10 protein-coding genes and 1 tRNA gene are annotated in these 12,615 nt (G+C 63.8%); 6 read left to right on the top strand and 5 right to left on the bottom strand.

What is annotated here, in order from left to right:
- Positions 1-32 precede the first annotated feature (32 nt).
- From CH305_RS05930 to CH305_RS05910, 5 genes are all read right to left on the bottom strand, one after another.
- On the bottom strand, positions 33-884 hold the full coding sequence (locus CH305_RS05930) for a glycoside hydrolase family 16 protein (RefSeq protein WP_032405296.1): 852 nt from the start codon (positions 882-884) through the stop codon (positions 33-35).
- 269 nt (positions 885-1,153) lie between these two features.
- Positions 1,154-1,227, bottom strand: a tRNA-Gly gene (locus tag CH305_RS05925).
- Between the two features lie 32 nt (positions 1,228-1,259).
- Positions 1,260-3,041: a bifunctional diguanylate cyclase/phosphodiesterase gene (locus CH305_RS05920; RefSeq protein WP_094703104.1), complete on the bottom strand. Its 1,782-nt coding sequence runs from the start codon at positions 3,039-3,041 to the stop codon at positions 1,260-1,262.
- A gap of 117 nt (positions 3,042-3,158) precedes the next feature.
- Complete coding sequence (locus CH305_RS05915) at positions 3,159-5,270, bottom strand: Rv1355c family protein (RefSeq protein ID WP_094703103.1); 2,112 nt, start codon at positions 5,268-5,270, stop codon at positions 3,159-3,161.
- A complete protein-coding gene (locus CH305_RS05910) occupies positions 5,267-5,980 on the bottom strand; it encodes a hypothetical protein (protein ID WP_143545256.1) in 714 nt (237 codons plus the stop codon). Before CH305_RS05910 ends, CH305_RS05915 begins: the two co-directional genes overlap by 4 nt.
- A gap of 140 nt (positions 5,981-6,120) precedes the next feature.
- Here CH305_RS05910 and dcd point away from each other — a divergent pair, with 140 nt between their 5' ends.
- The 6 genes from dcd to CH305_RS05880 all read left to right on the top strand — a co-directional run bounded on the left by dcd (position 6,121) and on the right by CH305_RS05880 (position 12,591).
- Positions 6,121-6,699, top strand: coding sequence for a dCTP deaminase (gene dcd, locus CH305_RS05905; RefSeq protein ID WP_032377592.1), 579 nt, complete (start codon positions 6,121-6,123; stop codon positions 6,697-6,699).
- A 165-nt stretch (positions 6,700-6,864) separates the two neighbouring features.
- Positions 6,865-8,415, top strand: coding sequence for an Hsp70 family protein (locus CH305_RS05900; protein ID WP_143545255.1), 1,551 nt, complete (start codon positions 6,865-6,867; stop codon positions 8,413-8,415).
- Positions 8,416-8,469: 54 nt separating this feature from the next.
- Complete coding sequence (locus CH305_RS05895; RefSeq protein WP_037147257.1) at positions 8,470-9,912, top strand: CYTH and CHAD domain-containing protein; 1,443 nt, start codon at positions 8,470-8,472, stop codon at positions 9,910-9,912.
- Between the two features lie 83 nt (positions 9,913-9,995).
- On the top strand, positions 9,996-11,045 hold the full coding sequence (locus CH305_RS05890) for a hypothetical protein (RefSeq protein ID WP_052057844.1): 1,050 nt from the start codon (positions 9,996-9,998) through the stop codon (positions 11,043-11,045).
- 150 nt (positions 11,046-11,195) lie between these two features.
- Positions 11,196-11,483: an ANTAR domain-containing protein gene (locus tag CH305_RS05885; protein WP_032405300.1), complete on the top strand. Its 288-nt coding sequence runs from the start codon at positions 11,196-11,198 to the stop codon at positions 11,481-11,483.
- 139 nt (positions 11,484-11,622) lie between these two features.
- On the top strand, positions 11,623-12,591 hold the full coding sequence (locus CH305_RS05880) for an Hsp70 family protein (protein WP_256983560.1): 969 nt from the start codon (positions 11,623-11,625) through the stop codon (positions 12,589-12,591).
- Positions 12,592-12,615: the final 24 nt, after the last annotated feature.

The raw sequence follows: 12,615 nt of genomic DNA, 5'->3' as shown, positions 1-12,615 counted from the left end.
GGGCCCCTCGATCGATCGGGCTTACCTGCAGGTCAGAGACGGCTCACGCGGAGCCAGTCGACGCTCATGGTCTGCGGGTACGGCGTGCTCGTGGGTGTCTTCCCGACCCAGTTGTTGCCCACTGCCACGTTGAGCAGGATGTAATGCGGCCAGGCACCCGAGAATGCCTTCCAGTTGCCGCCTTTCGCCTCGTACTGAGCCTTGGTCAGTGAATATCTCGCAACTCCGTCGACGAACCAGGTGATACTGGTCGGTAGCCAGTCGATTCGGTAGGTGTGAAAGCCGTTTCCGACGGGACCCATTCCTCCGCCTGCTTTCACGTCCTGGCTCGAATTCCTTTTCGAGGGACCATGCAAATTGAACGATGGCCCGTTCAATCCGGGAATTTCGACCGCGTCTATCTCGCCTTGACTGGGCCACGAATACTCACCGCCGGGCTGAAGTCCCAGTGTCCAGAATGCCGGCAACAAACCCTGTGCGCTCGGCATCTTGATCGACGCCTCGATGCGTACCGGTGGGGTTGCCGACTGCTTGCCCATGCTGACCACTCGAGCGCTGGTGAAGTTGTTCGGTGCCCCCTTGCCGTCCGGCGGGGTTTCGCGACGCGCGGTGATGTTCAGGGTTCCGTTGAACTGGTTCGCATTGTTCCAGGAGTTCGTATAGTACTGCTGCTCACCGGAACTCGCACCCCACCGGCCGGTCTGGAACCCCCATTTGGAGGGGTCCGGTCCGCCGTAGCCGTTGAATTGATCTTCCCACAGGAGGGTTCCCGCTCCGCCTTGGGTTCTCAGGGGCGCAGCGAGCGCGGGGGCCGCGGTGGCCGACGAGACGGCAACGGCCAATGTCGTCAGGGTGACCGCAGCAAGGGTCGATAGTGAACGCATGAGGGGATTCCTGTCAGGTCAGATGTCGTGTGAAAGAAAGTCGACATTCGATTTCTAGCACGCCGATGAAGGCGGAAGAAGACTCTTTTGAAATGCAGGAATTCTTGCGAATACAATGAATGAATTCGCATACGCTATCGGTCTTTTGCGAGGGTACCGACCGATCGACCCGTTGGTCGGTTTGTTTCAGGAGTGAATGTAGTGACTCGGGATGGTCCGTGTGTTCAGGGTTGTTCGTGAGTCGGAGGTGAGGCCGAAGGGTCGGACCGTGGAGCCGGTGACGGGAATCGAACCCGCCTCTCAACCTTGGGAAGGTCGCGTTCTACCAATGAACTACACCGGCGTGGCGTTGCGCTGTTCAGGTTAGCAGGGCACTCAGACGTCGATTCGCACACCGTGCAGCAGGATCAAGGCGTCTGCGGCGGCTACCGGTTTGGAGAACAGGTAGCCCTGCGCGCGAGTGCAGCCCAGTTCGATGAGGGTGTTTCTGGCGCTCTGCGTTTCGACGCCTTCGGCGATGATGCTGAGCCCGAACGCGTCGGCGAGTCCGATGATGGACTGGACGATGGCGAGGTCGCCGGTGGTTCCGTTGCCGAGCTCGGTGACGAAGGCGCGATCGATCTTGAGTGCGTCGACGGGCAGTTCCTTCAGGTGCGACAGTGAGCTGTATCCGGTACCGAAATCGTCGATCGCTATTTGCACGCCGAGTTCGCGAAGTTCGCGGAGCGTCACGCGAGTGCGTGAGAGGTCCTGCACCACTGCCACTTCGGTGATCTCCAGGCAGAGGTTGGGGCCTGCTATCGAGAACTCTTCCAGTGCTCTGGCGACGGCGCCGACAAAACCGTTGGTGACGAGTTGGACCGGCGATATGTTCACGCGCATCGAGATGTCGAGCTCGGGGATGTCCCGCTGCCAGTCGGCCAGCGTGCGGCAGGCGTGTTCGAGAACCCAGCGACCGAGTTCTCCGGCGAGGTTCGTCTCCTCCGCGACCGGGATGAACGCGGACGGGGGTAGCAGTCCACGGGTGGGGTGCTGCCATCGAACCAATGCTTCGACTGCGGTGATCCGTCCCGAGACGAGGTCCACCTCGGGCTGAAAATGCAGGATCAACGAATCGCCTGCGATGGCGTCGCGCAGGTGGATCTCGACGTCGTTGCGTAGTTCGGAATCGGCATGCATTTCGTCGGTGAACAGAGCGATGTCATGACCGCCTGCACGTTTGGCAACCAATGCTGCTCGATCTGCCTGTCGCAGCAGTGATTCCGCGGTGTGCCGGCCGGGTTGGCCGAAGGCGATGCCGATACTCGCGCTGCGGCTTATTCGTTCGACACCGAGGGTGACGGGTGCGTTCATGGCATCGGCGATGAGTTCGGCGTGGTGTGTCGCGACGCGGGCCGAGCACGGTCCGGCGAGTACGACGACGAACTCGTCGCCGCCCAGACGCGCGACCATGCCGGCCGAATCGCCGACGAAGCTCTGCAGTCGATTCGCGATGGTTTCGAGGAAGTGGTCTCCGGCGAGATGCCCGAGAAAGTCGTTCAGTGCTTTGAGTCGATCGAGGTCGATGTGCATCACCGCGACGGGACCGGGCATGGACGGGTCGAGTCGTTCGCGGAGGTGCTGTGCGAGGGCCGTGCGGTTCGGCAGTGAGGTCAAATGGTCGTGCAGGGCCGCGAATCGCAGTTGTTCCTCGGCGATCACTCGTGCTTGTAGTTGGGAGAGCAGCGCCGCAATTGCTTTGAGAGCGTTGAGTTCTAACTCGGACCAGGAGCGGTCGCCGATCTTTATCAGGCCGAGGATGCCGATGGTTCGTTCCGCGTGCAGCAGCGGCACCACGGCCATCGACGTCGCGGAGAATCCTGATCCCTGCTCGACGCGTCGGCGATAGCCATCCTGTTGCTGGCCCGGCCGAAACACTGCCGGTTCGGTCAGTGATTCGGCCAGTGCGAACACCGAATCGGCGTCTTCGAATTTCACGACGGCCAGCGGATCCGGATCGGGCCTACTCAGTCGTCGGGGCCATTCCGCGCTGAGCACAGTGGCTCTCGCCTCGAAATCGTTGTGCCTGAGGAAACCGAAGTCGATGCCGAGGTGGTCCACGAGTCGCCGCAGCACGGATTCGTACGCCTCGTGCACCGTCGCCGCATCGACTCCCATGAGTTCGGTTGCGACGCCGGTGACGAGAACCTCGAGCGTCTGTGTGTGCGCCAGTTCCCCGCTCCCGCCTCTTCGCAGACACAGTGCAGGACTGTTCCCCCTGGTCTTTGCCGGACTCTACCCCGATCCGAGAGCTGAAACAGGCACTCTGCGACTGTATATCCTGCTTTTCGGGGCGCAACTGAGCCGCAACACCAGCGCTACCGATTCGATGTCGGTGATGTCGAGGAGTGTGCGAAACCTCGAGTTCAACTCCTGCAACGCTTCTCCGCGGTGCATCGACAGCTGCTGATGTTCTTCCGGGGTGCGTGCGTACAGGAACACGGGGGAAACCGGCTGTACGGCCAGACCGTGCAAATGCGCAGTTACCCAAACGTTCTCCGTTGCATATCCTCCCCGAATGTAATGGTCTGCGGTCGATCCGGGTACGACGATCACCACGAGCGCCGAGCTCGACAGCACCCGATCACGCATGTCGGAACCCAACGCCGCGCCGGCGTCCCAGGCATCGACGAGCGCCATGACGTCCGGCCGCTTGACGATCTCGAGCTTGGACAGATCCGCGTCGTCGATACCCAGGCTCGATACCTCGATGCCTCGGTCCGGATCGGGATCTCCCGGCCATCTCAACTCGGAGAACATCTCTCGGTGCAGTTGTGGTGTGAGATACCGAATACGGTCGGCGTCGGCGAGGATGTCCGCAGCCGCAGAAATGGATTCGCGTGCCGTCAGCAGCACGGCTCGCCCACCTTCCGCCGCGGCCGCAGCAACGACGTCTGCTGCAACGCTCGCGTCGAGAGGCTCGGCGGTGCCCAACTCCCGATCGGTGCATCGTCCGACAACGCCGTCGAGGAGGCGTCGATCGGTGATCGGTTCGGAGTCACGGTCACTCAACGAGATTTCGACTCCGTGGTCGGTGATGAGCTCACCGTCGAATCTGCCCTGAGCGGCGGCGGCCACGCGAGCGTTGAAGGCCGCGGCACCCACTGCTACACAGCTGCCGCGGAAAGCGATGTCGAGTGTCGAGGAGCGGGATCGGTCGATGCCTATCGTCACCGTGCGTCCGTCGGTCGACAGCGTCCACGGCTGACTGTTGCCGCCGGACGGTGCGCGTCGGGCAGCATCGAGAACGGCTTCGTCGGGATCGACGGAGCTCGTCGGCGAACCGTCTGCACCATCGGTCGGGGACAGTTCCTCCGTCCGAGTCGGATGCGGAGAGGCGAGCGCATCGAGATGCGTGTCGAGGTCGATCCGGATTCGTCCGGACGGCAGGTGGGCTCCGGTGCCGAAGCGTCGAACAGCGGCCGCGACGGTGGCACCACCGAGCTGGACGTCGCCGCCCAGCTGTGGCCACGTCTCGATCGTCTCGCTCACCTCCACCATCGATGCGGCCATGCGCGCCGAGAGGAGCGCGGCGTCCAGCTGGTCGAGCACGATCGGAATCTTGTCCCGGGTGCCCAGGCCTCGCAGGCGCGTCGAGTCGATCTCTCCGAGTACGCCGTGGAACACCGGGCGCTCGGGTTCGAGGTCGAAGCGTTCGACGTCGAGCAACCCACGGTCGGATGTCTCCATCAACACCGGGATACGGCGCGATCTGGCTGCTTCGCGGGCGAGGACCTTGACGTCGAGTGAGTCGCATTCCTCGACGAGAAGGTCCAGTCCGTCGAAGAACCCGTCGATGGTGTCGTCCGTGATTCCGTCCTCGACTATTTCTATCCGTAGATACGGATCGATCTCCGCAATGCGTCTCGCCGCGACGACCGCTTTGTTGATACCGAGATCGAGGATGGATGCCGGAATTCTGTTGAGATTGGAGAGCTCGATGGCGTCGAAGTCTGCAAGGCGCAGCGTTCCGCAGATTCCTTCGAGTGCCAACGTGTGGGCAATGGCGTGCCCGACGCTGAGGCCGATAATTCCGATGGTGAGATCTCCCAATGAATTCTGTTCGGAACGGGTTATCTTGTTCCGGTTTCTGTCGAGTCTCAGGTGTCGAAATGCCGTGGGTCCGAGAACCGCGACCACCGTTTTTCTCCACGGGAAGTACACCCACCGGTCGTTCTCTTCGAGAAGGCTCTGCTCAGGGCTGGGAAGGAGAGTGCGCAAGCCGTTTCTCTGCGTCTCGCGCTCATCGAGAAATGTCAGGCTCGTATCCTGTTCGAGTTCCGCCAGGGCGGCGCGCTGTGCGGCATCCGTCTTGTCGAATATCACAGGCTGCCATACCTCGCTCATGATGCCACTGCTTCCGGGAGTCCGATGGACGGTCGACGGTGGGCGAGCAAGGTGACTGTGTTGCGGCGCATCCGCCGCCAGGTGGACAGTTCGGCGTCGAACGCGAGAGTTCGCCTGTCCCACCAGAACACCTCTGTTCGGTATCGCTCGTCGGGATAGGGGATGGGTTCGATCTGGGTGGCGATGATCGCGCCGGTGTCGAGCCATGCGCTGCGGACATGGGAGGCGGCGGTGGCCAGTGCGTACCGCGCGCCGAGCATCGCGGTGCTGTACGCGGGCGATTCCGCGATCACTGCCGTGACGGCGCGGCCGCGGTGTGCGTCCTGCGCGACCCATGCTGACTTCAGTTCGACCACCCCGTGCGCGATGCGCTCGTCGAGCATGGCGTGAACGCGGCGGCGCCCGGTGGGATGTCCCGCGAATTCGACGAGTGCGTGTGATTGATCCACCGAGGAATACGGGCCTTGCACGCGCACCCCGCCGACCATCACCTCGGCGTGATCGAGTGCTGCGAAGAACAGGGTGGTGGTGTCACCGTCTCGAATGGTCGACATTTCGAGCGCAGAAGCAACACCATGTCTCATATAACTTTTTTCTGCGCCGTCGAGGAATTGTTCCCACAGCACCGGATTGTTTCCGGGTGTTGCGGCGACAATGCGGCATCGAGATCGATCGTCCTGGTACGACGGAACGTCGAATGGAATTCTCATTTCACTCTTCCTGATAGGAGTTGCCCGAGTGTGAAAGTTGGTGCCGCTCGATTGTCCGGATTTTCTTTTGCCTAGCTACTCGCCCTGACCGGGGCTCGGGTGTGTCGCGAGAGGCAGTAGTGGACCAGTAGCCTGCAGAGGTGCTGCTCTCCGACCGTGACATCCGTGCCGAAGTGACCCTTGGCAACCTGGCCATCGAGCCGTTCGACCCGTCGATGGTTCAGCCGTCGAGCGTCGATGTACGGCTCGACAAGCTGTTTCGTGTGTTCAACAACACGCGCTACACGCACATCGATCCGGCGTTGCAGCAGGACGAGCTGACGACGCTGGTCGAGCCCGAGGCCGGCGAACCCTTCGTTCTGCACCCGGGCGAGTTCGTGCTCGGCTCCACCTTGGAGCTGACGACGCTGCCGGATTATCTGGCCGGTCGACTCGAAGGAAAGAGCTCACTCGGACGGCTCGGTCTGCTCACTCATTCGACGGCAGGGTTCATCGACCCGGGCTTCAGCGGTCACATCACATTGGAGTTGTCCAACGTCGCCAATCTTCCGATCACGCTGTGGCCGGGAATGAAGATCGGGCAGCTGTGCCTCTTCCGGCTGTCGTCGCCCGCCGAGAACCCCTACGGCAGCGCCGCCGTCGGGTCGAAGTACCAGGGCCAGCGCGGTCCCACCCCGTCCAAGGCGTACCTGAACTTCAATCAGTCGAGCGTGGACTGACCCCCGAGTTTGTTTTCGGCCTTCGAAACATGACGAATGGCCGGTTGTGGCGGTACTCTGGTGACCTAACGTGGGTTGGGGCCTACCAGAACGAGGTTTCTTTTGTCCGCGGTTGTCGGTGCGTCTGTACTCGGTGCGTCACTGGGATCGAGCGGTGTTCGCAGCGTGATCAGCAACAACGCTCGCCCCGATTCCGTCATGGAAGTACACGAACCAGTGGCGTCAGGGCCGGCGCCCAACGGTCTTGCACCCGATCCCTGGGATGCCGTCATCACCTCGGTGCACAATCTGGCAGCCGAGCATGCGTCCGCTGACTTCTACCCGGTTCTCGCGCTTCGCGAAAGCGACCCCAGAACGGCCTTCGACCAGGATTTCTCCGACGACGTTGTGCTCGTCTCTGAGCTCGGTGCCCAGCTGGGTGCGCTCCGGGAAACGGGTGTACTGGCCGGGGAGAGCTGCGTCGCGCTGTTCGACGTCGGTGCGTCCGGCACGTCGGTGTCCGTGGTGGATGTCCACAGCGGCCGGGTACTCGCCGCGTCTCGCACCGATGAATTGGGTGGTGATGCCTGCGATCGTGTCCTGTGCGATCACCTCATCGCCACGTTCGGGGCAGCGGAGGCACTGACGGTCGAGGCCCGGCGACGGCTCGTCCACGACGTCCGAGTCGGTAAACACCAACTGTCGCTCCTGCGCAGCGTCTCGGTTCTCGGACCTTTCGTCGGCGGTCGCGCGACATTGTGGCGCGGCACTCTCGACGAGCTCATCGGCGACTCGGTGCACCGAGCCGTCTCGATGGCAGTCGATGTGCTCGACGCCGTCGGTGCGCGGGGCATCCGCGTCGACGCCGTCGTCGCGGTGGGTGGCGGTGCCAACATGCAGATCGTTCGACAGGTCTTGTTCGACGCGGTCTCGATGCCGGTGTTCGTTCCCGAAGAACCGGAACTGTTGGCGGCCCGCGGTGCTGCAGGGATTGCTCGGACGGTAGGCGTTCGGCCTGCGCCGACGACGCACGACGCGATCACCGAGCAATTCGCGGCCGTCGATAGCGATTCCGCCGATCGTGAGGTGGCCGCAGTTGTCCCGGTGGGTGCGGTGGTCTCCAAACGCCCGCGGCACAGCGACACCTCCTCCAAGCGGATGACCAGAGCCAACAAGTCGCGGCATCTCGGACGCGCAGTCGCCGCACTGGTTGCGGTCTGTGCGGCCGGGACCGTCGTCGCCGCAGCAGCGCGGACCAATACCGACGATCCGGCACCGTCGGTCGGCAGCTCGCAGGATTCATCGCAGACGGTCCGCTCCCAGTCCGTGGAGCCTGCATCGGCCGGTTCCCCTGCAGATCCGGATCGGTCATCGGTGCCGCTCGCGACCACGACGACGTCGATATCCCCGTCCGGGGACGCCTCCTCCCCGGCACCCACGACATCCTCGTCGGACGCATCCACGACCTCCGATCCGGCACGAGCAACCGCGCCGCGGCGAACAACGGCCTCAACCGGTGCGACTCCCGATGACGACGGGTCGACGGCTCCCGTCAGGCCCACGTCGGAGCAGTCGACGGCGGCTCCGACGACGACGGCTTCACGGCCCACCACCACACAGGCTCCGGCGACCACCAGCACGCGCCCGACGACCACCACCGCTCGTCCGACGACCACCACCCGCACGACTCGGACGTTCGATTTCCCGTTCCCGAAACTGGACATGCCGCGAGGCTGACGGGTCTGCGCTTTCCGCCGCCGTCGGACCCGGTACTCGAGGCAGGATGGTCGTATGGAGTCGATTCAGACCGAGCGCGAAGACAAGTTCGACGTCGACGCACATTTCGAGTTGCCCACTCTCGCTTCGCTGGTGCCCACCGATGGGGTCCTGGCGACGAGTGAGACCGATCTGATCAGCGAGTACTTCGACACTGCCGGGCACGATCTGTTGCGACGGGGAATCACGCTGCGGCGGCGCACCGGAGATTCGGACAACGGCTGGCACGCGAAGGTTCCAGCCGAGAAGGCGCGAACGGAGATTCGACTTCCTCTCGGCAGCAGTGCCGACGACGTGGTGCCCGACGAGTTGGCCGACGTTCTTCGCGGCGCCGTGATGGGCGGGCAGTTGTCCGCGGTCGCGACCTTGACGACGCGTCGGACGGTGCATTCGGTGTCCGACGCCGACGGATCGGTGGTTGCGGAGATCGCCGACGACGAGGTGTCGGTGGTCTTGATCGGCGGCGCGACGGGGCCGCGGTGGCGGGAGGTCGAGGTCGAACTCGGCCCGGCCGGCTCCGAGTCGTTTCTGAAGAAGGCCGGAAAGCTGCTGCGCGGTGCGGGTGCTCGCCCGTCGGCGCATCCGTCGAAGTTGGATCGGGCGCTGTCCGTGGTGCGCGAGGTGCCGGCCGACTCAGGAGTTCGGCTGCTGACGGACTACCTCGACGAGCAGGTGCAGGCAATCGTCGCGGGTGATGTGTATCTGCGTCGCGGGTTGGACCCGATCCATTCCACCCGGGTGGCAATCAGACGGTATCGCAGCACTCTTCGGGTGTTCGGGAGTGCGTTCGAGGACGAGGCCGCAGCTCATCTGGAGGCCGAACTATCCTGGTACGCAAGTCTTCTGGGTGAGGTACGAGACCGTCAGGTGCAGCGCGCCCGGTTCGCTGCGGCGCTGCGAGAACTCCCGTCCGAATGGGTGCTGGGGCCGGTGGCCTCGCGTATCGAGAACGATCTGTTGGCAGAGCAGATTCGGCATCGTGAAGCGGCGATGGCCGAACTCGACGGCGACCGCTATCGCGCGCTGCTGACGCAGTTGTCGGCATGGTCGCGCGGGCTGCCGATCGACGGAGAGGTCAGCGATCGCCTGCTGGTCAAGCTTGCACGCAAGGCCGGGAAGAAGGCGATCGATCGTACGAAGAGTGCGGTGCTCGGTACCGACGACGAGGCGTTGCACCGCGCTCGCAAGGCGTCGAAGCGAGCTCGGTATGCGGCCGAGTTGGTCGCGCCGGTGGTGGACAAGAAGGTCTCGAAAGCAAACATCAAGCGTTTCAAGATGATTCAGGAAGTGCTCGGCGAGCATCAGGATGCGGTGATTGCGGCGGGCATTCTGCGGACGCTGGGTGCGCGAGCCGGGACGACGGCAGGGGAGAACGGTTTCACGTTCGGTCTGCTCTTCGAGCGCGAGCGCCGCGCAGCAGAAGCGGCCCGAGACGAGGCGAGCAAGCTGGAATTCTGATCGCCGCGAAAACAATTGAATTCCCCGTTTTGCGTTCCGAAGGGTACTCTGAGTCGGAATTGGATTCGGGGGAGTCGACGATCATGTCCATAGCGCTCGGCGTACACGTCGGTGTCGAAGAAGTGTCGGCTGTCCTGGTCGAGGCCGATCTGCCCGAATTCGGGCCTATTTCCACCCGCACTGTTTCTGTTGCCGCAGCTCCCGGCGGTGTCGGCGACGCCGTCACCACGATGCTCGGAATCATGAGGGTGCAGGCAGCCCAGAACGATCTGCACATTGTCGGTTCCGCGGTGGTCTGCGACAGCATCGCGCTCTGCGGAATCGTTCGCGCCGCCTTGGTTGCCCATGCTGTTCGCGACGTCGGGGTGGTGGATGCCGGAGATCCGCGGTTGGACGTCGAGGTTCCGTTCGCAGTCGCAGCCGCACTCTTCGGTACCGCGACCGGCCCTGCATCGTGGCGGAGCGAGCTGTCGGCTGACGAGCTCGACGCGGGCGAGGACGTCGGGGGTCCTTCCGGCGGCGATCGGACGGGCAACCCGCGCAGTGCTCGGCTGACGATGATCGGATTGGGTATCGCAATACTGGCCGCGCTCAGCGGTGCGACGGTCTGGGCACTGGCGGCGACCGGCCCGGAACAGAGTCCCGCGGTCGGTACAACAGACGCCGTTGTCGTCGCCGAGACGCCGTCGTCGGCGACAGTGGTGGCCGGTACCACGGGCGCACCTCTCGGTTCGTCGACTCTTCCTTCCGTGGATGCGCGGGGCATCGAGGCACCCTCGTTCGGGCCGGTGCCGGTCGGCGTGTGGAGCGAACCACCACCGGCGGGCGCTGTTCCGACTCCGGGAGCCGACGCGGCGTCGGGCACCGGCGGTTCGGGCGGCGGCGGACAGCCCGACCGAGCGATCGTCGGTGGAGGCGGCAACTCGTCCGACGCCCCCGACGGTGACGAGTCGGGCGGCGGGCGAACTCCGACCAAGGATCCGAAGCCACAGCCCGAGCCGGAACCGGAGCCCGAGCCCGAGGTTCCGGACACGGATCCGCCCACGACCACCGTGGAGGTTCCGGTGACAACCGAGCCCACGTCCACCCCGGAGGAGCCTTCCGCGGAACCGACGGTGGAACAGGTCGAGTGATCCGAAACGTGCTGTTCCCTTGTGAGCGAGCGGCTTTGATACTCGGACAAGTCCTCCTTATGACGGGTGTGTGAATTCCACTTCGACACCTGAACTTCTGCTCGAGCCTCGCTACCATCGGGTGATCGACCAGTAGACGGTGAGTATCCGATGACCGACAATGCCGCAGCAGAAGTGGTGACCCGCACGACGATCGACAGGGCAGTGGGTGTTCTCATCGCGCTGCGTGGCTGTAGTCCCGAGGATGCGTTCGCGGAGTTGGCGGCGCACAGCTTTCGTTTCGATGTGTCTCTGGTGCAGTCGGCCCGTTCCATCGTGGCCGCCGCCCGCGGTATGGACTCGGCCAACGGTGTCGCCTGCGCGGCCATGACGTCGGCGCAGGAAGACTGGGGACCGTTGTTGGCCGACCGCCGTGATCCCTTCGATCATGTCGCCTGACGGTGTCGAATTCCGCCCGGAGGCGCGAAAAACCGGACTAAACAAACCGAAAGTTCACATAGTTCGCTGATTTGCTGTCCAGGGGGCGGTTCGAGGGCTACTATCGGCTGGTCGGAATAGCTATTCGAGTCGAGGGAACATGAGAACAGTCCTTGGTGTCTCGGTGGGTTCTGTCACCGCCCGAGGGGTCGCCGTCGATGCGTTCGACGAATCCGTACGGTCGGCCCACATCGTGCACTCGTTCGATCCCGGCGACCATCTCCAGGTCGCCCTCGATCTGGTCGAGTCGATGTCGCGCGATCAGATGGTCGAGCGAGCAGACATCGTCTTGGCCGTCCCCGACGATCCCGGTGCCCGTGGCCGGACATCGGCGTACTCCACGTACGAGGCAGATCGTCTGCTGGTCGCGTCGGAACTCGGTGCTCAGCTGCGGTATCTGCGAGGTACGGGTCAGCTCGAGGGCGCACGTACCGTCGCGATCTGCGATATCGGGGCGTCCGGCACCACGGTGTCCATCGCAGACCCGGTTACCGGCACGGTGTTCAGGTCGGTGCGCACCACGTTGTTCGGTGGCATCGGGTGTGACGAGCAGATTTCGCGCTACCTGCTCTCGACGTACGGCGCAGACGAGTTGGCAACCGATCGCGCGCGCGCGGACTTGCTGGTCGCGATTCGTACGGCGCGGGAGCAACTGTCGAGGTTGCGGGTGGCAGAGGTTGTCGGACCGTTTGTGGGTGGACCGGTCCGATTGTGGCGCAACACCTTCGACGATGTACTCGAGCGCAGCATCGGTTCGCTCGAGGACTGGGTGGCCAGTGTCATCGTCGATGCGCCCTGTGCCGTGAATGCGTTGGTGATGGTCGGCGGCTGCGCCAACCTGCCGTCGCTTCGCCGGCTGTTTCGCCGCGATCTGATGTTGCCGGTCATCGCGCCCGCAAATCCCGAGTCACTCACTGCTCACGGCGCTGCGCTGATGGCCGTCGATGTCGTTGCGTCGCGTCAGCACCATCCACGTGGGGCGATGAGCCGAGCCGGTGGGTTGTCTCAGCAGGGCGCCATGGTGGGCGTGGTGGGCTATCGCGACGCGCCGCGACACCGCTCTGCTTGAATGCCCCAGCCTGGCCAACCTGCG

This window comes from Rhodococcus sp. 15-649-2-2 (assembly GCF_002258645.1).
Taxonomy (GTDB): Bacteria; Actinomycetota; Actinomycetes; order Mycobacteriales; family Mycobacteriaceae; genus Rhodococcoides.
Note: the sequence above shows the minus strand (reverse complement) of the source record. Positions and strands in the feature narration are given on the sequence as shown.